Source organism: Pseudomonas sp. S2_F03, from assembly GCF_054668335.1.
In genome coordinates this window covers 786,247-811,299 of the sequence record NZ_CP162759.1, presented here as the reverse complement: position 1 = coordinate 811,299, position 25,053 = coordinate 786,247, and the positions used below count along the sequence as shown (strand labels likewise).

Sequence of the window (25,053 nt, the reverse complement as noted above, 5' to 3'; positions counted from 1 at the left end):
TGTTGGTCATTTATTCAGGCATTTTTCAAGCGAGCGCTGGGGGATTCAAAAATGGACGATTATCAAGAAGAGCTGCTCGAGTACCAGGCGTTTGAACTGGATCCGCTGGAACCCGCCGAAGATGCTACCGAGCTGTAAGCGTCAGGCAGATTGGCGATGACTGCGGCGAAACTCGCCAGGGGTCTGGCCATTCCAGCGTTTGAAGGCCCGTTGGAAGGCTTCAGCTGAAGCGAAACCCAGCAGGTAAGCGATTTCTCCGAACGCCAGTTCAGTATCGCGAATGTAGGTCATGGCCAGGTCGCGACGGGTGTCGTTGAGAATTGCGCGAAATTGCGTGCCCTCTTCGGCCAGTTTGCGGCGCAAGGTCCAGGTGGGCAGCTTCAGGCGTGCCGCCACTTCTTCCAGGTCGGGTTCCCGACCACCATTGAGCAACGGCCCCAGTAACTGAGTGATGCGTTCACGCAGGCTGCGGGTGCGGGTCAGTTGTTCCAGTTCCCGTTCACAGAGTTGCAGTAAATGCCGCCAGGTACTCGGGCAATGCTGCGGGTTGCGTTGGGCGAGGCTGGGCAGGCTCAGGCGCAGTTGGTTGTGCTCGGCGCCAAACTGGATCGGACAGTCGCCCAGCAGGCCATACGCCTCGCGATAATCCGGAGCATCGAATTCGATTTCTATGCGCTCTGCGCGCAGCGGGGCAGGGCTCAGGCTGGACAACTGCTGCAACCAGCCGGCGATGATCGAATCCACCACGAAGCGGTTGTAGGCGTTGTAGGGGCTGATGGAATAGAAGCGCAGCCATGCACCCTGAGCGTCTTCATGAAAACTCGACTGGCCGCGATAGTTAGAGCCGTACAAGGCTTCGAAGCGAATCAGGCAACGCGCGGCTTCTCGAACGGTTGGCGCCTGGGCGGCCGTGACCCCGGCCAGACCCGCCTGGCTCAGGCGACTGACCTGGCCCATGCGCAAACCCAGAGCCGGGTCATCCGTCAGTTGAATTGCACTGTGGCCCAGGCGCATGTAACGCGGGATCGACAGCCGGGCACCGGCTCCGCCAGTCGGGCCGCATCCAGTCCGTATTGATCGAGCAACGGTTGAGGATCTACGCCATGGCTGTGCACGGCATCGGCCAGGCTATGGACGAAGCCCACCGACAAATCCCCGAGGCGCATCGGCTGCGGTTTCATGGGTTACAACCAGAGGTTCAACAACCGCGCGCCGCGGGCATTGCCGTCGGCGAACTGTTGACCGTTGTTGCTGAGAAAGCTTTGCCCGGCGCTGCCCCTGTCCCAGAACTGGCCGCGCAGGAACACGCTCATCCCGGCAATGGCCTGGCTGGAAGGCGATTGGCTTGTCAGTGTCAGGCGATGCCAGGCTTGACCTTCGCTCAGTTCGCCGGCCTTGAGGGTGACGGATTCGGGTGTCGGCAACCCTCGGTATCCCCGCCAAGGTTTATCCCAGGTGTCGCGCCCGATGACGTACGCCGGTACGGCCACTAGTCGCACGCCCTGAGCATCGAGCTTTCGGTAGTTTTCCGGGTACCAACTGTCGCTGCCGATCAACACACCCAAGCGTCCGGCGGGCGTATCGATGACGTTGAGTGCCTGCAGGTCATTGGCCTTGATGTCGTCATGTTCCTCGAACACCGGATGCATCTGGCGTTGGGGTTGGCCGATCGGCACGCCGTCGCGCCCGAATATCACGCTGCTGTTGTACAGCGCACCGCGTCCGATTTTCAGCGTACCGTCAATGATGCTGGGCTCCGGCAGCACGATGGTGCCCGCCACCAGCGTCACATGAAACTCTTTCGCCAGCCCCCGAACAGTGCCTGGTAATCCTTGGCCATGCCTTTGGCCTTCATCCGCAAATGAGCGTCGTCGAGACGGCTGCCGCCGTTGGCACTGATCAGTGCGCGGACAAACTTCAGGGGATTGCTCGCCGCCAGCCAGTTCATCGCTTCCTGGAGCGTGGTGGCCTGGTACAGCTCATCTTTTTCACCGCTGACCATCAGCCAGGTGCCGACGTGTTCAGGCAGCACGACGATGGTCTTGTCATTCAACAGGCCCTCATCCTGGGCCTTCTGAAGATAGGCCGCGAGTTTGCGATGCAAGCGTTCGGGGCTTTGATAGTCGGTAGGGAACAGCTCAGGCTGTATGCCCAGCAGATTGCCGCGATCGGCGGGTTCGCCTTGATCAATGGCCAGGTTGATGCGCAGGTCCGACAGGTAATGGCCCACCGGACGATCCGCGGCCCACATGGCGTAGGTTGTCAGGGTGGCAACGATGGCCATGGAAAAGGTCAGGTACAAAAGTTTGCGCATGGGGGAGCAATCAACAGCCGTGTTCAGGGCATGGCTTTTCACCAGGATTTGGATCGAGGATAAAGCGAATCAATGGGTTAATGGGCAATTTTCTTTTTTCTCCGGACAATTCTTCGCTTTTTGGCCGAATGGAATCGGTGCTGGTCATGCTGCCGCCAAGTTACATAACGTACAGCGACCCTTAGTAAAGATCATCGCGCCGAAATTGAGGCAAGTGATCGCTGTGGGTGTTTTTACTGCTTAAGTGTGTTTTAGCCCGCAGAGGCATTCGTTCTGCCTGGCCCCTACACTGCGCGTAATGTGCCCCATGAACACCGCCAGTTGATGGAGGCGGCGCTGGCCAAAGACATCGACAAGGCTTGCGAGTTGCTGGCCAGTCATTATCAGACCACGACCGATTCGGTGCTCAAGCATGCACTGCTGGGATAGCGGTGATGGCCTCTCGCTCAAGCTGCGTTGCAATGTTCGGGTTGGAAAGTAGCGGCGCATCACGACGTTGGCGCAACGCCTTGCGTGGTCATCGAGCATCTTTGTACGCGGCTTGACGCCGGGCAGCCCTGAAGAACTGCAGCTAAGCTCTCCTGCGCTGGGGCGGCGGTGGAAGTGTTGCCTCGGGATGTCTATTTCCGGCAAGGGAGCCCCCCGTCATGAGCGTCGAACAGCGTCATTACAGTCCGCCGACCCTGCTGGTGGTCGATGACACGCCCGATAACCTGATGCTGATGACGGATCTGCTCAAGGATCGCTACCGGGTCAAGGCCGCCAATAGCGGTGAAAAGGCTTTGCGCGTACTACAAGGCGACACACTCCCTGACCTGATCCTGCTTGACGTGATGATGCCCGGGCTGTCCGGCCATGAAGTGGCGCAGCAACTCAAGCGCGACCCGCGTACCCGTGACATTCCGATCATCTTTCTGACGGCCATGGCCGCCACCGAAGACGAGATCCATGGCCTGGAGCTGGGGGCTGTCGACTACATCACCAAACCGATCCGGCCGGCACTGGTCCTGGCGCGGGTGGATACCCAACTCAAGCTCAAGGCGGCGGCAGACTTCCTGCGTGATCACAGCGACTATCTGGAAAAGGAAGTAGCGCGCCGGACCCTCGAGGTGATTGCGATCCAGGATGTGGCCATCCAGGCCATGGCTTCACTGGCCGAGACGCGCGATAACGAAACCGGCAACCATATCCGGCGGACCCAGCATTACATCAAGGTGCTGGCGGAGCATCTGCGTGACCATCCGCGCTTCAGTCACTTTCTCACCGAGGACACCGTCGCCTTGTTGTTCAAGCTCGGCGCCGCTGCACGACATCGGCAAGATCGGCATCCCCGACCATATCCTCCTCAAACCGGGACGCTATACCGAGGAAGAGTTCGAGATCATGAAGACACATACTACGCTGGGGCGTGACGCCATACAGCATGCCGAGGACCAGCTCGGCATGCGCGCCGAGTTTCTCAGCCTGGCCAAGGAAATTGCCTACAGTCACCAGGAAAAATGGGACGGCAGTGGCTATCCGCAAGGGCTGGCGGGTGACGACATCCCGATTAGCGCCCGGTTGATGGCGGTGGCGGACGTCTATGACGCGTTGATCAGCCGTCGGGTCTATAAAGCGGGGATGCCCCACGGGCAGGCGGTCGAGATTATTCGTCAGGGGCGAGGCACGCACTTCGACCCGGACATCTGTGATGCCTTCCTGGATTGCCTCGACCAGTTCCAGACCATTGCCGAGCGTTTCGCTGATACCGATCAGGACATGGCCGTCCAGCGGGCGGCCCTGGAGCGTCTCGGCCAGACTCCGTGAACCCGCAATGGCCCCTTTGTCAGTAATTTCATCAGGTCCACGAGGATAGTCATGGCTGGATTGCGTACCCTGCTTGAGCGCCTCGCGCTACGGCACAAACTGATCCTGGGTTTTTCAGCGCTGCTGCTGTTGGTGTTGGTGCTCGGCGTGCAAAGCCTGCGCACCCAGCAATCGCTGAAGCAAAATATGCAGAACCTTTATCTGCAGGAACTGGTCGGCATGGAGCACTTGCAGGAAGCACGTGTGCAATTGCCGCATATGCTGCAAGCGCTGCAACGCGCGGTGGGCACCGACAGCGCGCAGATTCGCGTCGAATCCCTGCAGCAGTTGCACGAGATCCAGGAGCGCCTGCAACAGGCGGTGGCCCACGCCAAAGTGACCCTCAGGCGCGCGGAGAATCTGGCGCGACTCTCCGAGTTCGACCTGCTGCTGCAACAGTTGCAGCGTCAAAGCGACCAGGCCTTTGTAATGATCGACCAGGGCCAGCAGAACAAGGCGTTAATGCTGCTCAATAGCAGTGAATTCCAGCAACTGGCCCAGCAGGCCGATGGCCTTTTGTACGCGATCGCCCAGGTCAAGGAAGCCTCTATTCGCGACACGGCCAAGGACATTGCCGAGTTTGCCGAACGCAGTACCCTTCTGACCTACATCCTGTTGTTCGGTGGCTTGTCGCTGGCGTTGCTGTTGTCCTGGGTCGTCAGCCAGTCGATCCGCAATCCGCTCAACCGGGTGCGGGTGGCGGTAGACCAATTGGCCGCGGGGCAGCTCGATCAACCGATTCCCCACACCGACATGAACAACGAAACCGGCGATCTGGCGCGGGCCATCGCCAAATTGCAGACCGAGTCCCAACAACTTGAACGTCAGCGCTGGATCAAGGCGCATACCGCCCAATTGCAGGTCGATCTGCAGCAGGCAGAAACCCCGGCCGAACTGGCGCAGGTGTTCTTGCAATGCATGGCCGGCCTGCACGGAATCGGCCAGGGGGTGCTGTACAGCGCGCAGGAGGATTCTGGCACGCTGGCGCTGATGGGGGGTTATGCCACCGATTCCGAGCGGCCACCCGAAGCGCAGGTCAAGTTCGGCGATGGCCTGTTGGGGCAGTGCGCGGTGGATCGCGTGCCGCGTCAGTTTCAGGCGATGCCGGAGCAATACTGGCGGTTGCGCTCGCCGCTTGGCGAGGTCCCGGCCCGTTGCCTGCTGCTGCAACCCATTGTGCGTGGCGAGCGTTTGTTGGGCGTGCTCGAGCTGGCCGGGCTGGAACTCTTGGGCGAGCGTGAACTGCTGCTCTTGCAGGAAGCCACCCCGCGCCTGGCCGCGGCCATGGCGATTCTGGAGCGTAATCAGGCGGTCAAGACCCTGTTGGCGGAAACCCGGCGCCAGGCCAATGAAATGGCGGAACAGGCGCTGCAGCTGGAGCAGCAGGCGCAGGCACTCGAATCCCAGCAATCGGCGTTGCGCGCCACCGAGGCCTGGTATCGCGGGATTATCGAAGCGGCGCCGGACGGCATGCTGGTGGTGGATGCCGAAGGACAAATCCTGCGCACCAATCGCCAGTTGGATCAGCTGTTCGGCTATAGCGCCGGTGAGCTGCTCGGCGAAACCATCGATCGCCTGGTGCCATTGGCCAGTCGCGGGCGCCACGAGGCATTGCGCAAGGGCTTCATGGCCCACGGCGCCACTCGCCAGATGGGGGCCAACCTGGACGACCTGCAAGGCGTGCGCAAAGACGGCAGTCTGTTCTCGGCAGAGATCAGCCTGTCGCATCTGCCGAGCCTGGAAGGGGGCGGAGACTGCGTGTGCGCGTCGGTGCGCGACGTGAGCGAACGCCGTCATCTGCAGGCGGCACTCAAGGCCAGCGAGGCACAGTTGCGCGCAGTACTCGACAGCAGCCCGGTGGCCATGGAGATCAGGGACGTTGATGGCCGCCCGACCTACTGCAATCCGCAGTTCGACAGTTTGTTCGGGACTCGTCTGGCTGAACTCGAAGGCACGGATCCAGCGCAGTTCTGGGTCGACCCGCAGGCCCACCAGCGCTTTCTCGAAGCGGCATCGCAAGGTGCAGTGCTGAACTTCGAGACCACTCTGCAGCGCGCAGGAGGCGAGCGCTTCGACGTACTGGTTTCGGCCATCACGATGACGCTGGGGGAGCGGGGCATGGGGGCCAATTGGTACTTTGACATCACCGACCGCAAGACCGCCGAGGCCGAGGTGCAGCGCGCACGGGAGGCCGCAGAAGAGGCGACCCAGGCCAAGAGCAACTTCCTGGCCACCATGAGCCACGAGATCCGCACGCCGATGAACGCCATCATCGGCATGAGCTACCTGGCATTGCGCACCGAGCTCGACCACCGCCAGCGCAACTACATCGAAAAGGTCCATCGCTCGGCGGAATACCTGTTGGTGATCATCAACGACATCCTCGACTTCTCCAGGATCGAGGCCGGCAAGATGCACCTGGAGCACATTCCCTTCCACCTCGAGGCCGTGCTCGACAGCTTTGCGAGCATGATTGGCTTGAAAGCCGAGGACAAAGGCCTGGAGTTGCTGTTCAGCACCGATGCCGAGCTGCCGACCGCCTTGATCGGCGACCCGCTGCGTCTTGGCCAGGTGCTGATCAACCTGGGCAACAATGCGACGAAGTTCACCGAGCAGGGTGAGATCGTGCTCGGCGTAGAGCAGCGGGGCTCTGCGGGAGAGCAGGCGCAGTTGCATTTCTGGGTACGTGACACTGGCATCGGCATGAACGCCGAACAATGCTCGCGCCTGTTTCAACCCTTCAGCCAGGCTGATAGCACCACCACCCGCAAGTACGGTGGCACCGGGTTGGGCCTGGCCATCTCCCGGCATCTGGTGGAGTTGATGGGCGGGCGCATTTGGGTTGAGAGCGAGCCGGGCCAGGGTTCCACTTTCCATTTCGAGGTGAGTCTGGGCGTGCAGCGTGACAGCCAGTTGCGGCGCATGGTGACCGCCGACGAATTGCTTGGCAGCCGTGTGCTGGTGGTCGATGACAACGCCAGCGCGCGCGAGATCCTGTCCAGCATGGCGCGCAGTTTTGGCGTGGAGGTGGACGTCGCGCAAAGTGGCAGGGCCGCACTGGCCATGCTGGTGGACGCTGAAGCCAAGGCGCTGCCCTATGATCTGGTGCTGATGGATTGGCGCATGCCTGGCATGGACGGTGTGGAGACGGTGCGGCAGATGCAGGCCGCTAAACTGGCGCATACGCCGTCGGTGATCATGGTCACGGCGTTCGGTCGCGAGGAGGCCCGCGAGGAAGCCAGTCGGCACGGCATTCAATTGCCGGTGGTACTGACCAAACCGGTGACGCCGTCTACGTTGCTTGAGGCACTGGGTACGGTGCTCGGCAAGACTCCCCAGGCCGATACCCGGGCCAGTGAGCGATTGGGCCAGAGCGCCGGCGCCATGGCCCGCCTGCGTGGCGCGCGACTGCTGTTGGTGGAAGACAATGAGCTGAACCGCGAGCTGGCCTGTGAGCTGCTGGAGAGCGCCGGAATCGAGCTGTGCCTGGCCGTTCACGGCGCAGAGGCGCTCGACCAACTGGAACATGACGCAGACTTCGATGGTGTGTTGATGGACTGCCAGATGCCGGTGATGGACGGCTATACCGCGACCCGCAAGATTCGTGAGCAGCCACGCTGGGCGAATCTGCCGGTGATCGCCATGACGGCAGACGCCATGATGGGGGACCGTGAGCGGGCGCTGGCCTGCGGCATGAACGACCACATCTCCAAACCCTTGAACGTTGATGACATGTTCGCCACGTTGGCCAAGTGGATACATCCGCGCGCTGACCGTGGCGCGATGTCGGCCGACGTTTCGCCGGCCACCTCGGTGTCAGCAACGAGCCTGCCAGCCAGCCTTCCCGGTATTGATTTGAACGCGGGCCTGGGCACCTGCATGGGCAAGGTCGAGCTCTACCTGCGCCTGCTGCGCAAGTTTCGCTCCAGCCAGCAGGATTTTTGCGCTGAGTTCCTGGCTGCCCAAGGTCAAGGCGATCCGTTGGTGACGGTCAGGCTGGCCCATACCTTACGCGGTACGGCGGGCAACATTGGTGCCGTTGAAGTGGCGAACGCAGCCGCCGCGCTGGAGCAGGCGTGTCTGAACGATGGGGCGAGCGATGGAACGGAGCAGGTGCTGGCTGACCGGCTGGCGGAGGTTGAGCGCTGCCTGACAACAGTGCTGGAAGGATTATCGGTGATCGACGAACCGACATCGTCCGCAGACTCATCAATCGCGCCACCGGGCAGCGAATGGCATGCGCAGTTGGCCCAAGCCCGGTCGCTGCTGGCCGAGAGCGACACCCAGGCGCTGACGGCCTTGCTCAAACTGCAGGGGCTGGTTTCAGACCCGCGGATGACCGAGCAGCTGCTTCGGGTTGTCCGGCAAGCGGAGCGCTTCGATTTTGATCAGGCGCTGGAGTTGCTTGAAAACCTGTCCTGATAATTGAAGCGGATTGAGCCCGCTCCTGGTCATTCATCATGGCTAATCAATAAGTATGGGGACGAGGCTACGGTAGATCAAGGTGTTAGAAATGGATTTTTCACTCATGCTAAAAAATGCTGATCGCCTAAAATTGAATAAATGATCGCGTCTTCCATTTCCATTAAAATTTGACCTCGGGTGGGGAGAAAAAATTTGCACAGTGAAGGCGGGGACCAACCTGCGGGCCTACCTAACCGACTAAATTTGTGTTTTGAATTTACACGTGAAAGAGGGAAAATGCTGCAGTACCTGCGCTGTTATCCCAGAGTGTCGGTCAAGCCATCGCTATTTCATTTTATGAATACTTCAAGCACTGGCCTCGAAAGTGTTTTTCTAAGCCAAGAATGGATTTTCATCAGTCTGGGGATTTTTTTAAGAATCACCAAGTTCGAATTGTCTAGCAATAATTAGAGAGCCTACCTATGGATCGCTTACTCAGTATCGAAGCTTTTGTACGAATTGCTGAAACCAGTAGTTTCGCCAAAGCAGCCCTGCAGTTAGGGATCGCCCGTTCAGTGGTCACACACCGTATCCAACAATTGGAACAATTCATCAACTCTCCACTTTTTCACCGCAGCACTCGGCACGTTAGACTCTCCGAAGTCGGGGAGATCTACTATAAGAGTGTGCGGATATGGTAGCGAGTTTCAATTCGCTGACCGACAATATGCGTGAACTGCGTGCAAAACCTTCGGGGAAGCTACGCATACAAATGCTTCCGGGATTTGCCATCGGTCATTTCGGGGCATTAATGGCAGAGTTCAACAATATCTATCCAGACATCGAAATTGATGTTGTGGTTAACGATCGAGTAGTGGATCTCATTGAAGAGGGGTTCGACATTGCCTTCTAGATGTTTTTCGCTCTGGCTGAGACCCTGATTGAGAGACATCTGTTTTCGGTGCGTCGAATATTTTGCATGTCCCCGGAGTACGCGGAACAGTTTGGCGTGCCGCAGCATCCCAACGATTGCAACAGCACAAGATTGCTTTGTATGCCGGATATCCATTGCGCAATCGTTGGGTTTTTGCCCATAGCGATGAGCAAGTGGAGCTGAGCCTACCCGGCCAAGTCCGTTCGAACTCGGTGCATTTGCTGCGCGATTATGCGGCGACAGGGGTATGCCTTGTCTGTTTACCAACAATCGTGGCTAGCGATGATTTGTTGGAAGGACGACTCATTCCAGTTCTACCGGAGTATTCCCTGCCTTCATTCAATTTTTCCGCGGTGTTTCCGGCAACTCAGCGTAGAGCTCTGAAAGTTCGCACGTTAATCTAGTTTCTCGTCGATAAATTCCGCGAAGAGCCGCATTGGGATACACCGCTGCTTGAACGAGGATGGGTTCATCGCTAGTCTAACAATTTGAAAGAGACTACTGGAAGTTTAGTTGAAAAATAAACTTGTAGCTAACCTTTCAAATATTAGGTATGTGACGTAATAAATTATAGCGTCTACGTTCTCGATTTGAATTTGGACCGCGGCGCACAGAAAAATGCGTACCATCAAAGTCTCGCTCGACCACATTTGTTCTTTAGATTGCACGCGAAGGAGGCGGAGCTCACGGCGGGGAAAGGCCGAGGTACCAGGGCTGGTATTTCGATATGTCTTTCAAGCATTCGTTATCTTACTTTGATTGGTATCCTACGTGTTTTTCGGCAAAATACCGAGCGATAGCTTCTTCAGCATCTATCCGACGAAATAGAATTTGGCCATTGATGAAGTCGGGATGGTCTTTTGTGAGTGCATGAATTTTTGATTCTTCAATAAGTTTAGAAATCACAAAAATTGTGCAACCTGTTTCGCGAGCAAAAAACAGGTGGGTGGTAAAAACCTCGAAATGCCTACGGATTTTATCCACGGCCTCCAGACTGAAAAAAACGGTTGGACCAAACTGCTTGCACTCCACGAAGCCAGTGGAGATATACCTTGTATGAATGACACGCAGACTGCACTTCGCTTGAATGGCCGTTTCGCCCAGAGACATATAATGGTCACGCCATTGCATTGCTTTTTGGAGGCTGTCTCCTGTGCAATACTCTCGACCTGGCGAACCGTCTGGCGACTGCACTAGCATCTGATTCAATAAACCGGATTTTACCATGGGTCTGATACATTTTACATTGACAGATAGTTGCTTGGCTGCGTCTGCAAAGGTAACAAGACTGTCGGGTCCGAGTGGTTTTTGCATAATTGCAGTCACACTGTGGTCCAGCGCACTCAGTAGACTTTCAGGTACTTCATCCCTTTTATAGAGCAAAAAACCCGATGTGTACGCGTTGCTCCTGACTTCGATCGGATTGACACCTGTCAGGATGTAGTTGACTACATGACGATTGAGTCCGGCCCTCGAGAGTATTTCCGAGCGGAGGATGAATTTTTCATTGAAGTCTTTAATTGATGCCATAGGAATTAGAAGGCCCTGCGCTTTGCTAAATTGTTGCGTTTTTATGAGTCCTGCTCCTGCGAGTTTTTGAATTCGAGCGGGCGAGGTGTGCAGCATCATCGCCGCTTCGCTGCTCGTAAGTAATTCAAAGTTAGCAGACGGGCGAGCAAATGCGTTTGTGTGCTCCCATTGAATACTATCCAGATTTATCAGCGATCCACAGATGTCTGGGCATTGATAGAACGGGTTTGTGAGGTGATTTGGGTCTAGGGACGCTATGCCTTTCAGCTTTTTGGCATTCAGTTCCGCTAAACTTCCGGACGAGTTGAATATGTACCGCAGTTCTTTTTTTGTGAATAGTAGGGTGCCACAGCCACAACTTTGGTCGTGGTGGGACGGTTTTGATTGTTTGCAAGCGGTGAAGTATTCGATTCCATAATGGCTAAGCATTGCATTCGGGCTTAAAATAAAGGGCGCCAGCAGTGCGCGACGATGTAACGTAGGATATTTGTTTTGCAGCTTTCGAATTTCCTGAAAAAAAACGGTTTTTTGGGCGGTGGCGATGTTCACGCAACTTTCCATGATGGAGAGTCGATTATCTACGGTATGAAAATAGCGAAGCGCGGTCATCGATGCCATTAACAGCGTAAAAAAATCCCCTTTTTTTCTGACAGTGCGTGGTTAATTATTTCGCTAGAGCGCTTATCAGCCGAAATGCTACTGGCCTCGCGTAAGTCAAAACTGCAGGGGCAGTGATAATCCTCAAGCCTTAGCCAGTCGAACGGGCTGCCGCAGTGGGGGCACCGCTCGAGGTATATTTCTCCATGCAACGGACAGACGTCCGACCAGCGGTAAGCATGCATTCTATTTAAGCAGTCATTACGAATGCACGAAGGGCACAGCACCAATTTTTGGCGTAGCATGGATACCGGGTAGGGCACTTCATGTAAAAGCATGAAGTTGCTGCTGCCCCGTCTGATTTGCTTGGGAACGAGTTGAGAATCATTCGTTTGTCGGACATGGTGAGGCTACCATGCCGGATCAATAATTTAGACGCGGTTGAACCTCGCCATTGGCATGAGGCGAGGCTCGACCAATCAAGTTGGAACGCTTGACTAAAACTTTTTAAATTTTTATAGCCATTTGCTTTTGCGCAGCGGAAAAGAAGACTGGCGACACTTTCCTCGGGGAGAGGCAAAGGTGTATAAAGCAATTTGTTCATTTTTTGCTCTTTTTATAAACTATCTTGTGAAGCTCGCCAAGCTTCAACTCAAACGGGTTTTTAAGTGTCATTTTTGTGTTGACCTTGACGTGGTTTGCCGCAGTTTTAAAATCTTGTAATTGCAATTCGCCGTCACGTTCTAAGGCTTCATTGAGTGCTTGGAATAGCAAGGTCCGAATCGAGCGCATGTTGCCTGAGGAAAACGCATACATCGCCAAGGCCATTTTTTCATCGGTGAGTTCTGGGATTTCGCTAAATCCGAAGGTTTCCTTCATTCTTATGGAAAACGCCCGAAGAAGCTTTACGAAGTCTTCGTATGATTCAGGTGTGTTGAGATTGAAACACTCTAAACGCGCACTGTAGGGAAACCGTCCTGCAAGAGCCGAATGAGCTGTTATGATCGCTTCGCAGTCGGGGGTACCGGCCAAAATTACTTCTCCCGCAAAGATATCGGTTAACACTTTCACCCAGTCGCAAACCGTTTCTTTAGTCCTGGCAGCACCGCGGCTTAACAGATGTTGGAGCTCATCCAGAATGATTAGTTGAGTTTGGCAGTTTTTTAGCACCGTCATCAATCGGTACTCTAGCGCGCCCATAGACTGGTAAGCACTGAAAGTTTCAAAACAACTCAGTAAGCTGATCAGGACTCCCTTGATAGTCACCTGAGTAGGTATGCGGCAATAGACTGACGGACGAATGTCCTGGAGGCCGGCTTCGGTGCGAACATTTGATGGGCGTGCATATTCGGAAAGAATTTGGTGACAAACGCGCGTCTTGCCTGTTCCCGGATCACCTAATAGAACCGCACAACTGGGCTCGCCTCTTAATTTAGTGGCTTGGATGGAACGGTGGATGGTCTCGACTGCCTCACGATACTGTGGATGCAGTATCGTGAATGTCTTGAAATGTTTGAGTTTCTTTTCATTGGTCGGGTTCATCGGAATCACCTTCATCTCGGACGAAATGAGTCGGGAAATTGGTCTCATCGGAGGCGTGGGGAGCACCAGGGTAGGGGGCAGGTGTGTCTTCGGGTGGCACTGCGGACTTCGGGGAGCGTTTATTTTTAGCGCTGCGTTTGAATGACTCGATTTTCTCGTTCAGTTCGAACAGCATCTGATAGGCCTCAGTGTGATCAAAAGCCCGTTTCTCGTCTCTGAACGATTGAACCAGGCGTTCGTGATCGGTCAATGTCAAACCATTTTGATACGTCGGGTGCGTGGGGGATGCTGGGTGCCATTCCTTCGGAGTACTAGGATGGGCAACCCATACAGTGCCGAGGTCGCAGGGGTTAAAATAGACAATGGCTTTTTGGCTGGCCGTCAATCGCTGGGCCACTTCAGGCAACCCGGGGCCGGTCCAGATCAAATGTTTGGTTTTGACTCGTCCCCCCGAGATGCGCAATCGCCAAACACTTAGGCACAATTGCTGAAGCTCCTCTAAGGAATAACGTTCCGGTGGAGGCGCGACTTTCTCCAACTCTTCCTGCTTTTTATTGGGGCTCGTGAACAGCCCGTCGTGCCAGGTATTGTGATAAACCTCCAACCACAGGCCAAAGGCTTCTCGCAGGTTTTCCAGCGTCAGACAAGCACGCTGTTCCGAAGGATAGTCGCCGCGTGCTTTCGGCGAACCTTTGGTGGTCCCGGGGAGGTTATGGCAAAAGGTTGTATTGACGGTGCCAAAAAAACGCTCAATGAATGCTTTGGCATCGGGATCGCCGACAGGAACGTAATCGAGTGCAATGCCGAGCCGGTTCATAGCCGTTTGCGACCAAATGTTGAACACTTCCGCCCCATGGTCGCTGGTAATGCTGGCCATTTTCCCATCATTGACGATGGCTCGTATGGTCGCGCTCATCATCTTCTCTGCGCAGGGGGCGCCCATGGAGATATCCCAGCCAGGGCATTTGCGATGAGCTGGATTAAGATGTGCTGATAGGATTGGTCGGCCGGCGACGTCGCCATACGCGTCTATAACGTCAACGTCCATATATTGGGAGTCAAACTGGCTGTTGGCATGAGGGTCGTCATCGACGAATAAATGACCGCCAAACTTGTTCAATCGTTGCGCGGCTTTCAGGCCATGGCGTGCACGGGCTACCAGATGACGGTCCATGGCGAAGATTCTCCGCCAGAACGTTGCGTATGAGGGAATCCTCAGTGGCGCAGCGTCGTAAGTTCGACGCTCCTTATTTTCATAGGTTATGTGCGCGACCATGAGTTTATAGGCATGCGTCACCGTGGGACGCTCCCGCTGCAGGTAAGCCGTTTTGATGTAGTGCTTGATCAATTCTTCGGCTAAGTGATGCGTGCGTTTTGACTTGCTGGTCGGATAACGCTTGAGCAGCGCAAATGGGCTTCGGTTGCTTGCCAGGTAGCGCTTTTTCCACAACCACAAAGTTGAGATGCTTGGGGGTGGGGATCCCTAATTTTGTGGCCAGTTTTGCGACGAACACTTTCGCTGCTTTTTTGGGGAGCTTGCCTCCGAACTCCTTGTCGCAGGCGTTGAGGTAGTCCACGCGGTGGCGAACCAGTTTTTGTTCCTCTTCGGGCAACGATACCCACTGCGCCGCTTCGCTCATATCGATCGGGGCGCGTTGGTGCAGACAGAGGGTGCCGCGTTGTTCCATGGAGGCGAACAGGTCGAAGTTCACATGACGGCGGTATTGATGAATCAATGAACACATGGAAATTAATCCATCATTGATCGAAACCACCTCGTACACTTGATTGTCCAGCGTGTACTGGGCACCCACACTAGGCGTGGTGGTCATCACGTTCTACCTCCAGTTTAGTAGCAAATGTGAGTCGGCTGGAGAGATCAAATTTTAGAATTCGGTCGAACATTGCTTTATAGACGGACCTGGCGCTTGGTCCGTGAGTGCCAGCCATGAAGTCACCAAGGCAGACAGACCCAGTTAGAGCTTTGATTTGTCTTAAACAGTCACCGAATTCATCGTCACTCACGTTGAAAGAGTGCAAATAGAGGTGCTTTATATTTCTAAGCAGCTCGCCCTCTCGAATGTTTTTTTCGTCAGCGTATCTCAATGACCTATCAGATTCGTTAAAAAGGGTATTGGCCGCGTGCAGTTTGGCGAGAGTCAGCGGACTTAATTGTTTGAAATCGACTTTGACTTCCGTGTAGTAAAATTGATCCAGTGTTTCGATTAAAAAATCAGGGGTGTAGTGGATGACTTTTTGCTCAATCGAAAGATCAAACACGCCTGGCGTGCGCCAGTAGTTCACGACCGTGGAATCGTATTCCAGAAGCACGCAGTAGTCGGCTTCGAGCATGCTGTCGCAGATCAATTGATGTTGGTTTTTGCGCGACGGAAAATACACCGCATGTTTTCCGTAATAGCATTTTTTGTTGGGTGGATCTAACGAAGGAGGAAAGTTCATCGAAATCTCCTTTACGCATCGGCTGCTTTTAAGGGCGCTGGGGCGAGGATTACAGGGGCTCACCCTTGTCAGGCGTCGAAGCCCGTTTACCCGCTTTCAGCGATCGGGTGACGTTGCTTCGCTGTTTGATCTTGCGTTTAAGGGGCGCGCAACGTTGGCGGTCGTCAGCTGGCTGATCGGTCCTGAGATGGTGTTGTGAGCACCGATACGGGCGTTTCGTCACGAACATGTCAAATGTCACCGAGTGGCTCGTACGTTGGTCCGTGGTGTCCCCACCCATCATTGATGGAAACCACGTCGCCATCAGGTGTCGCATGCGCTCCGTGACTACGGTCCGCACAGCACCCAAGTGATGGGGCTGCGTGTAGGCGCCAACGTGGCGCACAGGTTGTCGCGGGAGATGTTCAGGTGCGGTTTTCAAGCAGGCACGACAAATTGCTAAGTCGTAGTAATACAACGCCGCGCGGCAAAGTGGGTGCACTGGCAAGAAGGCGAGGAGGGGGCTGCCGCTCAGGCCCCAGAGTGGCGCCACGGAAAAGGAGTGATCCACGGGCAGCCAAAGTCGCCGCAGGGCCTCGCGTGTTTGAGCCAGGTCATTTCGCCGACCAGGTTGGTGAAGCGTTGGCGTCCACCCCGTTGAGTCGCTGCGGGCTGCCTCGGGCGTGACAGGAGCGCGCGCCCTGTTTCCAAAGAGGGCGCAAGTCAACGGGTGCAGCGGTGCAATATCGTTGACGACGGTATAGGAGGTCGGCGGGTTCGTACGGTTCGCTGGGTGGCCACCCTCGCGCATCTTCGCACCAAAGGGTTGGGAGCTAAACCGCACGTTGTCACTTCCCGGCTGCCATTTGAAATGGGAGCAACGCGTAGATGATTGTTGCTCGAGTGTCATATTGGCCAGGATGAACCATGTCGTAGCGCTGCGCATAGCGAGATCACCTCCCATGTAGGTCGTCGCCAATGGGGGCGGTGACCGGAGCTGGTGTGTGCCTCGTTGCCAATCGTTCCTGGAACATCTTATTACCACGGCGATAGCCATGTTCAAGCGGTCGCAGCTTGGCTGGGGGCACGGAACGATTATTGACCCAGAGGCTGACGCAGGGAATGTCGAGTAGCGAATACGGGAATTATCAAGATCTGTGTGTAAGTCGTTCAGACGGTTGATATTTGCGCGGGTCGAAAGTTTTCGCATGCGCGAAATGTGGTTTATTCTGAACGTATCTGTTACTGAAACTGGGGTAATGGTGCAAGCGGCACAGCGGAGATTGAACTGAAAGTTGCGGACCTTTTGAGGATTCGTGATGGCTGCAGTGGATAACAAAAAGTGTCGACACTTGAAGATGCAGATCGCGACGCGGCTCGTGTGCCGCCTTCGCGGACTGGAAGAATCCGGTCCGGTGCTCGCCCGTTGGTTTGAAAGGACGATGGGGCTTGACCCTCTCAGTGAACGAGGCCATCGCCTGGACGCCGCCTTGCACGGCACCCTGTATTCACCCCGGCTTTTGGCCGGCATGGCCAGGCATGTGCCCGAAGTGCGCACCTTAGTGGATCATCCTTTTTGGCGCGTATTGGACTTGAAGGTCGCAGGTGCCCGCGCCAACACGTTGTTGGACCAATGTTTTCCTGGGTGGCTGGCCGTAGGTGCAGCCGAGCTGCATCGGCAGTTGGCGAGGCGCAGCGATCTCGACCGTCTGACCGTATTGCTGCTGTTATCGGTATGCAAACCGCATTGGTCACTGGCCCACCCCGGAGCCATCGCCGGAGCGTTGACTCGGCTGTGCGCGGGATGCGACTGGTACCCGGTGCGGTATCGGCTGGCTAGCCTGCTCCGGGCGTGGTTGGTGTACATGCACGGGCAGTATTGTTTAGCACACTGGTTTTGTCGGCTTCAGGAACTGGACGTGCAGATTCTGCAGTGGCAAGCGCTCCACGATTTGAGCTGGGCGACGCCGTTGGTACGGAACGAATTAGATTGGCGGGCCTTCAGCGAGGTGTTTAGCCGAGCCGCAAAAGTGCGCCAAGCGCAGATATATCGCGCGCTGGAAAGCCTGGACGATCAGCCGGGTTCCATCTTTCACGACGCTGATTTGTGGTCGGCTTATCGCTGCCGCTGCGGGCTGACGCGCCGTTGGTCTGCAGCGAATCAGCCAAAGCCGATTTAATCCGACTCGGTGTGTGCGTGTCCGGCGCGGCGCCGCTTGGCCACAGATGAACGCTGTCGGCCGATTGCAGTGGTTGCCTCGTCGCAACATCAAAATGAGACATAAACGGGTGGCCTAAAAGATGGCTACTTTTGATGCTCTCGAAGCCGAACTTGATCGGCAGCTAACGTCTCCTTTACCGCCTTCAAGCTTCGCCCATTCGCACGCGCTTCAAATCCTTCCTGTCCAAACAAAGGGGCTAAGTTCACCACACGTTTAGCTCCTTAGAGGAGCTGGAGTTATTGTGGGATACGCTGGCAGAAAAGAATTGGTTCCATGAATGGGATACCTTCAGTGTCACGATGCTCTGGTGCGTAGCGGCGGCCCATCGGTTGCTGATTTCGCGATTCGCCCAGGAGCAATATGACTGTCCTGCGGGGTTGTCGCAGCGGGTAAACCACACTCTTTCCTCTCACGCTAAAATGCCGATCACGCGTTGGATTAGCGCTGTGGCACGCGCGCTCTCGGTTCGGTCGAGGGCGCTTGCGTCCAGCGCCGCGGGCGGCGGGTCTCAACCAGTGAACGCTGGTGGTTCGCGTTTTGCTAAAGTTCCGAGGCCGCTGGCTGCGGCGCGGCTGTTCGATGATCTGCCGGCCGCAAGTCACCTCTCAGTCACTCGCCTTACTGTTGCCGTATACGCGACTGCGGGACTAACCATGCAGTGTCCCCGCTACCTCTTCTTCCGCCGCACGGCGCACACGCTCCGCTGACGATCGCAGCATGTCTTGCGGACGGTTGCCGCCCAAGCTGTGATTGCTCGAAGCGAACCAGAACGCTATGCCCCAGCTGTCCTTTTTTTCCGCAGCACATTGATCACGGCGCCGAATTCGGCGGTGGGCCGCAGCTCTGTTGCGTCGCCAAAGGCGAAAACTGGGAAGTACTCCTGGCTCCGGTCACTCACGCTGATGAGCGAGCCGTCGTTCAACCACGCCCGGAGCCCTGCCGCGAGCGCTGCAGGCTCGAGCCCGGTGACTTGGGACAAGCCCGCCGCAGTGACCCAGTCGCCGTTTTCTTGAAGGATCAACCGCCGCGCCTCTGCCAACATGGCCGCGTCCCTGAGCAAAATGTGCGGATTCAGCGTGCTGGGAGCGCTACGGCTTGAAGCTGGCGCCTCTGAATCGGCTGCCTGGGGCAGAGCGCCGAGAAAGACACGGTTCAAGACCTCAAGGCAATTGAGGTACACGTCTATTGCGTGCCCGCTCATTGTGGGCAGTTCGATGCGGAGGTGAATGCCATCCGCCTGTTCAGACGTGGGCGCGCCCCCGTTTGAACCGCGATAGACCTCTATTTTTTTTGTTGCCATGCTGCCTCCTTGTACGCCGGCGTTAAGGGCTTACCGAGCGTATTGAACGATAGGCCTTTTGGCCGTGTACGGGGCGTCGGCGCTGACACAAGGTCGACGCGGATCAAAGCGGCTCGGGAATGTGTCTATCGATGTTACTGCCTCAGCCGCCATAACGTGTTTTTTGTCTCTGTCCAACCGACGCCGTTTAATTTCGATCTGGTCTCACCTATCCACTGACGCTGTTACGCTGATCTGGCGGCCGTTTGATCCGAGCTGTGTTGCACGTCCATACCATTTGTCGCTTCGGAATCCTGTCTCTGGCCACTTTGCAGGCGCACGAGGGTTGACGACCAAGTGGGCCTTAGGGACGTATTGGTCTGTTATGGGACAGGGCCATATGTTTTTTAGCTCGAGGGCGAGCGAAAAAAGGTGAAGGCTTGAGTCTTACCAGTGTTGCACGCTGGCGTATAAGCCCTGCAGTTACTGGCGCGTGGTCAGAACAATAGGTTGAATAACACATGACGGGTGCGGCGCTTTCGAAGCGGTGCGTGCGTCGTAAATTCTCCAAGCGAGAGCGGTCGTTTCAGGGGTATGAACTTCCGAAATGTCAGCGGGCTTCCAGTCGTTTCCGCGGCCATTCGACCATCGGGCAACCCGACACTTCGTTGAGCGAATGCCTAGGATTTTAGGCGCAGCGACAGGCTTATCCCTGTAGCGCCTAGAATCCTGGACGTTATTAACTCGCGAACTCGTTGTTGCCCACCCCAAGTGTTGGGGGCGTGCATGCGTTGAGGTCGCAGCATGGAGTGAAAAGGCTACGCTATATCCAGATACAGTCAGGGGTATCTGCCATGCGTACCACCTACAGCAAAAGCCAGGTTCGCCGTCGGTTACGTCGTCTGCTGGTGTTAATTGCGCAAGGACATGCTTTCGTCATCACCCGGCAGGGCAAAGCGGCTTGCTTACTGGTACAGGTCGAGGCACAAGGGCGTACACCTTGAAAAAGTAACTCGACAATCCTCAACTCTCGAAGAGGTTGTATCTTGATGTCAACGCAACCCTTTCACAGCGCTTACGCTGATCAGGTAACAGCAGTCAGTGCAGGCGTAGATGGAGGGCGAGGCCCATCGTCGTCCTGCGGCAAGAGGCAGAGTGGCGCACACGAATTTTGAGCGATGTTGTTGCCCGTCTGGCCGACCGCTGATTAGACGGCGGAGGGGGCGGCTCGCTTCGCGCCTCAGTCGAGGACCCTCGTATTACCCACCCAACTTCCAGGCATCCCATTTCGTGCAAAAGCCCAACCTAGAACCGCTGCTCACCCAGACCATTGAGGTCGTTATTCGCGCCGGCCAGTTGCTGATTGCCGAGTGGGCGAGTGTGGGCGGGCCGCGGGGTCAAGGTGATAAGGCCGCCGTAGACGAAGAAATCGAACAGTTTTTGCGTCAGCACCTGCTACAGGTTTTCCCTTGCGACTTCTGGGGGAGAGGAAACCGGACATCGTCTAACCGGCCATCCATGGTGCTGGGTCGTTGACCCGAACGACGGGACCTCGGACTTCCTCAAGGGGCTCAAAGGCTCAGCCCTGTCCATCGGTCTGTTGCACAAACAAACGCCGGTATTAGGTGTGGTGTATGCCCCCGTCACCGTTGAGGGCGTGCCTGATTGCATTGCTTGGGCAGAAGGCATGGCCGAGGTGAGCCGCAATGGACAATCGGTGCCGTCACAGCTTTCTACCAAAACCTTGTCGAGCGACGAGTTCGTGATGGTCAGTGCCGCTGCGATCAACAAGCCTGAACTTAACAGCGCCCTCTGCCAACCCAGCACCTTTGTCGCAATGCCATCCATTGCCTACAGGCTCGCCAAAGTCGCCGCCGGTGAGGGGGTCTGTGGCATCTCGCTTTACCCAGTTTCTGCACATGACGTTGTCGCAGGCCACGCACTTTTGAGAGGAGCAGGCGGCGTTTTAGTCGATGAGCGTGGGCAAACGATTACCTATGCAACTGAAGCCAATATGCAAACGGTTTCACAACGCTGCTTCGGTGGTTCAGTGTCGGCGTGCCGGATCCTGCTCGCCCGAGAATGGGGCCGCATTTTCACGGACGTCTCCAACTGAGAGCAGTCGTCGGACTAAATTCGAGCGACCAGCATCGTCATCTCTTTGGCCGCCAACTGCGCACAGTCCGACGGGCGCTAAATTGGCAACTTCTGGACTTGCATTTTTCATCCTGTTTTCAAGCATGGAGCTTCAGGTCCGAAGCCAGCGTCTAAGAGCTGCGCGGCCCACCCTCAGCAGATAGTGCGTGGTATCTTTTGGACGACGAGAGTAGAGACTGCAGGAATCCAAGGCACTCTGCTCATTGCTCACGTCTGCCGGGGCATAGACAGGCGTGACTCACTACGAGAGCCGTGATGAAAGGTAAGCGCAAAGTCAAAATGAACCAATGGCTGCTCGCTGAGCAGTTTCAGGTCGAAGCACAGGCAGTGCTCAGGGCGCGCACGGCCCGTGCAAGTCGATTCTTGGACATTGCACTGGTGGCGGGTAGAGACGTGGAGCCGGTCGGATTGCTGGCAGGTGGCCGGACGGCCACATCGACCTGCATTCACCAGCGTAGTCAGCCAGCAAAAGACGTTTAACAATTAAAAAGGGGCCCCGGTCTGAGCATTGGAAAGGATGACCACCGTGGATTTCCGACCACCCCAACTTCACACTGAGTGAAGATAGCCAAAGAGCCCGATGCCAAACCCAAAAGGCGACTCATGTTTGCTGAAGTCATGCGCAATGATGTTTACCGAGCCTACCGGGTCCGGCTGGAAATGTTTTTGCCTATTCCCACCGATGCCTCTGACCTGGACATCCATGCGTTGATCGAGGCGGGGTTCTCGCCGGGGAGTATTAAGTCGCTCCGCGACTTGGGGTATTCAACCTCGACGCGTGCAACCACATCATTTCGCTCAAGACCCTTAAAACCCGCTTGACTCACGGTCAGCGCCTGAGCGTGGCTGAGAGTGATCGCCTGTTTCGTCTTGCGCATATCACGGCCATGGCCGAGGCGGTCTTTGGGGACACCCACAAAGCCCAGCGATGGCTGAACAAATCCAAGGCGCGCTTTTCAGGTGAAAATCCCATTGCACTGCTCTCCACCAGCCCGGGCACTCGCTTGGTTGAAGAAATGTTGATTCAGGTCGCAGAGGGATTGGCGTTTTAACGGTGTTGCTTGTCAGCGTTTTTTCAGGGGGCCACAGAGCCCGCCTCGGTAGCAACACCGCATGCGCCTGATCTCCGGCGCCAACCAATTTTCCGATAACGATCTTGTAGGCACCGGCTTCCGAGCGGAACCTCCGGTCCTAGCCGGTGGGCGTCAATTGGCGCAGGAGCGTTTGTAACGTTTCAATCTGGCGTGCCTGCTCCCGCATCTGCCGGCGGTTTTCGCGGTGTTGAAGCAGGTACGGTTTGACCCGTTCCCGTAATACGGCGTACTCGGTCTGCAATTGTTGCAGCTTTGTCGTCTGCGCGTCGTGGGCCTGCTGGGTATCGCGCAGGGTCTGGGATTGTTGACGCAATTGTGCGTTCAGCACCCGATGCTCGTTGCGCAAGCGTTCCTGCTCACGGTACACCGTGACCAATTCTTCCTGTTTGGCCAGTTGCGCATTTTGCAGGGACCGCAGTTCCTGGCGTAACTGATTAGTCTGCTCGTCATGCCGGCGCAGTTCCTGCCCGCGCTGAGCCAGTTGCTCTTGCCGATAGTGTTCGAGCCCCTCCCGAGCATGCTGATGTTTGTCCTCCAGTGATTGCAGTTGCTGGGCCCGTTCTTCGAGGATCTGTTGCTGGCCGGCCACTAGCTGTCGCAATTGCTGGCGTTCCCCCTCGCTGTCTTGTAACTGTTCGCGCAGCATACGTTCGCACTGCCGCTGCTGTTCCAGCTCGCCGGTGAGATGGGTGATGGTGGTTTGCGACTGCTCCAACCGCTCGCCTAGCTGCGCGTGCGCCTGCGCATAGCTGGCCTGTTGCCGCTCAAGCTGCTCTTGCTCGTCGGCTACGGCGTCCCGCGCCTCCTGCTTTAGTTGCTCGGCTAGACTACTCACCAAGGTAGTCAATTTTTCATTGAGGGTGGGCGGCGGCGCAGGATTGGCGGCCAGACTACCGTTAAGTTCTTTCAAGTAGCGCTGGATCGTACTCTTTGAACCGGTGTTGCCCAGCTCAACGCGGACCAGGTCGATGCTCGGATGCAGCCCACGCCCTAACAAGGCGTCACGCGCCGCGTGCACCAAGGCTTTGTTGATACCGCCACGGGCCATGTCGGAGCTCCTGTAGGATTTCCGGATCTTAAGCAGTATGACGCATGTCATTTGACTTGCCTGGTTTCTGATCAGGACGACAAGCCCGCCGGGCGAGGAGGGTAGGGATGACCACTGCCGCGGAGCGTTACCTGCAGGCGGCGCGGCGGGAAAGCACCACGCGCCGCTACCAACAAGCCTTGGCGCATTACGAGACGGACTGGGGTGGTTTTCTCCCCGCGTCGAGTGACAGCATCGTGCGTTATCTCGCCGAGCACGCGGAGTCCCTGGCGATCAGCACCTTGCGCGGCCACCTGGCGGCCTTGGCGCGTTGGCATCTGAAGCATGGTTTTATCGACCCAACCAAGGCCCCACAAGTGCGCGACGTGTTGCGCGGCATTCAGGCGCTGCACCCGCGGCAGGTCCGGCAGGCCGAACCGTTGCAACTGCGCGAACTGGAGCAGTGCGTGGCGGCATTACAAGTTGAGGCAGCGTCGCCGGACCGGGCCGTGCGCCTGCGTGCCGGCCGCGACTGTGCCTTGCTGTTGCTGGGTTTTTGGCGCGCCTTTCGCAGTGATGATTTGTGCCGCTTACGCGTTGAAACCAACCAGCTCGTGCCCGGCGAAGGGCTGAGCCTGTTCCTCTCCAGCAGCAAATCCGACCGTGAGCATCAGGGCCGCACCGTCAGCGTGCCGGCTTTGCAGCGCCTGTGCCCAGTGCAGGCCTATGAGGAGTGGTTGAGCCTCAGCCAGTTGCAGGCCGGGCCGGTGTTTTGTGGCATCGACCGCTGGGGCCATTTGTCCACCGAGGCCCTGCACCCCTACAGCGTGGCGCGGGTGGTGCGCCGGGCGCTGACGCGTGGTGGGGTCGCCGGCGAGCGCTACAGCGGCCATTCCTTGCGCCGCGGTTTTGCCACTTGGGCCAGCCGCAACAAATGGAGCCCGAAAGCCTTGATGGAGTATGTCGGCTGGCGTGACGTGCACAGCGCCATGCGCTACGTGGAGGCTGACGCGCCGTTCGGTGACTGGCGGCGTCATGCAGAAGAGTCAAAATGACTGCGTGGCGACGATTTCGTACTGGGCTACGGCCTACGTTATTACAGCCGTACAACCAGGCCAATTTACCCTTGAACTGGGCGATTCAACAGGTGTGAGAAACCAAGATTCTCAAACCTCAGGCAGTGGATGGGTGAAAACGCCAGGGTTGGCGGTACGCCAAGGGGAATGGCAGGCGTTATCTGGTTTTTGGTTGCATATGTAGGGCAGTGTAGAAGGGGACGTCGGTGCAGCTGCGCGGGCAGCACCTCTTCTAAGCACGGGGTTTGTGTAGACACCACAGCCCGAAAGTGCAGGCTAAGCAAAATGTCGCGATCAACTGCCAGACGATGCGTTGCTTAGTCGGTCTGGGCTAACGCAGCTTGGAGTGGGCGAGCGTGAAAGGCATCCACAAGCGCAGGCCCGATAGTACCCGTCCATTTACCCCCGGATTGCCTGGGGACGTATCATCGGTGGTTAACGAGCTTTGCCCCAACGCTTTCCTGCAATCTGCCACTGGCCCATCCTCAAGCGCTAGTAAACTGGGGTGGAATCTGGATTTTTCTCGGTCGGGCGGCCGCTTCAGGCAATCCTATGAAGGCGGCAGTCACATCGCTCGTCAGCCAAGAAAAAAG

The 25,053-nt window shown here is 56.6% G+C and carries 15 protein-coding genes and 6 pseudogenes; 10 read left to right on the top strand and 11 right to left on the bottom strand.

Annotated features, from left to right (window positions below):
• Window positions 1–141 precede the first annotated feature (141 nt).
• The 3 genes and pseudogenes from AB4N76_RS03795 to AB4N76_RS03785 form a co-directional block, all read right to left on the bottom strand.
• Window positions 142–1,181, bottom strand: a pseudogene (locus AB4N76_RS03795) (AraC family transcriptional regulator).
• 3 nt (window positions 1,182–1,184) lie between these two features.
• Window positions 1,185–2,314: pseudogene (locus AB4N76_RS03790) on the bottom strand (carbon-nitrogen hydrolase family protein).
• A gap of 10 nt (window positions 2,315–2,324) precedes the next feature.
• Window positions 2,325–2,462, bottom strand: coding sequence for a hypothetical protein (locus AB4N76_RS03785; protein WP_158283926.1), 138 nt, complete (start codon window positions 2,460–2,462; stop codon window positions 2,325–2,327).
• Window positions 2,463–2,614: 152 nt separating this feature from the next.
• On the opposite strand from AB4N76_RS03785, the gene AB4N76_RS03780 reads away from it, so the two are divergent.
• The 4 genes and pseudogenes from AB4N76_RS03780 (at window position 2,615) to AB4N76_RS03765 (ending at window position 9,976) form a co-directional block, all read left to right on the top strand.
• The gene (locus tag AB4N76_RS03780; RefSeq protein WP_256577208.1) at window positions 2,615–2,743 is read left to right on the top strand and encodes a hypothetical protein; all 129 of its coding nucleotides are present in this window, start codon (window positions 2,615–2,617) and stop codon (window positions 2,741–2,743) included.
• Window positions 2,744–2,961: 218 nt separating this feature from the next.
• Window positions 2,962–4,120 (top strand): annotated as a pseudogene (locus tag AB4N76_RS03775) (HD-GYP domain-containing protein).
• A 51-nt stretch (window positions 4,121–4,171) separates the two neighbouring features.
• Window positions 4,172–8,581: a response regulator gene (locus tag AB4N76_RS03770; RefSeq protein ID WP_046032557.1), complete on the top strand. Its 4,410-nt coding sequence runs from the start codon at window positions 4,172–4,174 to the stop codon at window positions 8,579–8,581.
• Between the two features lie 464 nt (window positions 8,582–9,045).
• Window positions 9,046–9,976 (top strand): annotated as a pseudogene (locus AB4N76_RS03765) (LysR family transcriptional regulator).
• A gap of 271 nt (window positions 9,977–10,247) precedes the next feature.
• Here the strand turns inward: AB4N76_RS03765 and AB4N76_RS03760 are convergent.
• The 6 genes and pseudogenes from AB4N76_RS03760 to AB4N76_RS03735 form a co-directional block, all read right to left on the bottom strand.
• Window positions 10,248–11,576, bottom strand: coding sequence for a hypothetical protein (locus AB4N76_RS03760; protein ID WP_460164175.1), 1,329 nt, complete (start codon window positions 11,574–11,576; stop codon window positions 10,248–10,250).
• A gap of 648 nt (window positions 11,577–12,224) precedes the next feature.
• Window positions 12,225–13,166, bottom strand: a complete 942-nt coding sequence (locus AB4N76_RS03755) for a TniB family NTP-binding protein (protein ID WP_059182502.1) — start codon at window positions 13,164–13,166, stop codon at window positions 12,225–12,227.
• On the bottom strand, window positions 13,150–14,340 hold the full coding sequence (locus AB4N76_RS03750; RefSeq protein ID WP_460164677.1) for a hypothetical protein: 1,191 nt from the start codon (window positions 14,338–14,340) through the stop codon (window positions 13,150–13,152). Before AB4N76_RS03750 ends, AB4N76_RS03755 begins: the two co-directional genes overlap by 17 nt.
• Window positions 14,341–14,343: 3 nt before the next feature.
• A pseudogene (locus AB4N76_RS03745) lies at window positions 14,344–14,514 on the bottom strand (hypothetical protein); the annotation flags it as partial.
• Window positions 14,447–15,001: a hypothetical protein gene (locus AB4N76_RS03740; protein WP_460164174.1), complete on the bottom strand. Its 555-nt coding sequence runs from the start codon at window positions 14,999–15,001 to the stop codon at window positions 14,447–14,449. The pseudogene AB4N76_RS03745 and the gene AB4N76_RS03740, both read right to left, overlap by 68 nt.
• Complete coding sequence (locus AB4N76_RS03735; protein WP_059182504.1) at window positions 14,982–15,626, bottom strand: hypothetical protein; 645 nt, start codon at window positions 15,624–15,626, stop codon at window positions 14,982–14,984. The genes AB4N76_RS03740 and AB4N76_RS03735 overlap by 20 nt, the downstream gene beginning before the upstream one ends.
• Window positions 15,627–16,957: 1,331 nt before the next feature.
• Here AB4N76_RS03735 and AB4N76_RS03730 point away from each other — a divergent pair.
• The gene (locus tag AB4N76_RS03730; RefSeq protein WP_460164173.1) at window positions 16,958–17,785 is read left to right on the top strand and encodes a hypothetical protein; all 828 of its coding nucleotides are present in this window, start codon (window positions 16,958–16,960) and stop codon (window positions 17,783–17,785) included.
• 814 nt (window positions 17,786–18,599) lie between these two features.
• Here AB4N76_RS03730 and AB4N76_RS03725 read toward each other — a convergent pair.
• On the bottom strand, window positions 18,600–19,127 hold the full coding sequence (locus AB4N76_RS03725; RefSeq protein WP_460164172.1) for a hypothetical protein: 528 nt from the start codon (window positions 19,125–19,127) through the stop codon (window positions 18,600–18,602).
• Window positions 19,128–19,960: 833 nt separating this feature from the next.
• Between AB4N76_RS03725 and AB4N76_RS03720 the strand changes: the two genes are divergently transcribed.
• From AB4N76_RS03720 to AB4N76_RS03705, 4 genes and pseudogenes are all read left to right on the top strand, one after another.
• The gene (locus AB4N76_RS03720) at window positions 19,961–20,110 is read left to right on the top strand and encodes a hypothetical protein (RefSeq protein WP_172825936.1); all 150 of its coding nucleotides are present in this window, start codon (window positions 19,961–19,963) and stop codon (window positions 20,108–20,110) included.
• A gap of 286 nt (window positions 20,111–20,396) precedes the next feature.
• Window positions 20,397–21,222 (top strand): annotated as a pseudogene (locus AB4N76_RS03715) (inositol monophosphatase family protein).
• A 296-nt stretch (window positions 21,223–21,518) separates the two neighbouring features.
• Window positions 21,519–21,743, top strand: coding sequence for a hypothetical protein (locus tag AB4N76_RS03710; RefSeq protein WP_231986498.1), 225 nt, complete (start codon window positions 21,519–21,521; stop codon window positions 21,741–21,743).
• A gap of 362 nt (window positions 21,744–22,105) precedes the next feature.
• Window positions 22,106–22,315 (top strand): antitoxin Xre/MbcA/ParS toxin-binding domain-containing protein, encoded by a 210-nt coding sequence (locus tag AB4N76_RS03705; protein WP_460164171.1) that lies wholly within the window; start codon window positions 22,106–22,108, stop codon window positions 22,313–22,315.
• Between the two features lie 139 nt (window positions 22,316–22,454).
• On the opposite strand, the gene AB4N76_RS03700 is transcribed toward AB4N76_RS03705, so the two are convergent.
• Window positions 22,455–23,405 carry a DNA-binding protein gene (locus tag AB4N76_RS03700; RefSeq protein WP_059182509.1) on the bottom strand — a complete coding sequence of 317 codons (951 nt, stop codon included), beginning with the start codon at window positions 23,403–23,405 and terminating at the stop codon, window positions 22,455–22,457.
• Window positions 23,406–23,512: 107 nt separating this feature from the next.
• Here AB4N76_RS03700 and AB4N76_RS03695 point away from each other — a divergent pair, with 107 nt between their 5' ends.
• Window positions 23,513–24,439, top strand: coding sequence for a site-specific integrase (locus tag AB4N76_RS03695; RefSeq protein ID WP_460164170.1), 927 nt, complete (start codon window positions 23,513–23,515; stop codon window positions 24,437–24,439).
• Window positions 24,440–25,053 lie beyond the last annotated feature (614 nt).

What these genes read in the sequence shown, in the direction of transcription:
- AB4N76_RS03785 (WP_158283926.1), bottom strand. Translation starts at nt 2,462, where the DNA reads ATGACCAGCACCGATTCCATTCGGCCAAAAAGCGAAGAATTGTCCGGA.
- AB4N76_RS03770 (WP_046032557.1), top strand. Translation starts at nt 4,172, where the DNA reads ATGGCTGGATTGCGTACCCTGCTTGAGCGCCTCGCGCTACGGCACAAA.
- AB4N76_RS03755 (WP_059182502.1), bottom strand. Translation starts at nt 13,166, where the DNA reads ATGAACCCGACCAATGAAAAGAAACTCAAACATTTCAAGACATTCACG.
- AB4N76_RS03750 (WP_460164677.1), bottom strand. Translation starts at nt 14,340, where the DNA reads ATGGACCGTCATCTGGTAGCCCGTGCACGCCATGGCCTGAAAGCCGCG.
- AB4N76_RS03735 (WP_059182504.1), bottom strand. Translation starts at nt 15,626, where the DNA reads ATGAACTTTCCTCCTTCGTTAGATCCACCCAACAAAAAATGCTATTAC.
- AB4N76_RS03725 (WP_460164172.1), bottom strand. Translation starts at nt 19,127, where the DNA reads ATGGCAACAAAAAAAATAGAGGTCTATCGCGGTTCAAACGGGGGCGCG.
- AB4N76_RS03720 (WP_172825936.1), top strand. Translation starts at nt 19,961, where the DNA reads ATGCGTACCACCTACAGCAAAAGCCAGGTTCGCCGTCGGTTACGTCGT.
- AB4N76_RS03710 (WP_231986498.1), top strand. Translation starts at nt 21,519, where the DNA reads ATGAAAGGTAAGCGCAAAGTCAAAATGAACCAATGGCTGCTCGCTGAG.
- AB4N76_RS03700 (WP_059182509.1), bottom strand. Translation starts at nt 23,405, where the DNA reads ATGGCCCGTGGCGGTATCAACAAAGCCTTGGTGCACGCGGCGCGTGAC.
- AB4N76_RS03695 (WP_460164170.1), top strand. Translation starts at nt 23,513, where the DNA reads ATGACCACTGCCGCGGAGCGTTACCTGCAGGCGGCGCGGCGGGAAAGC.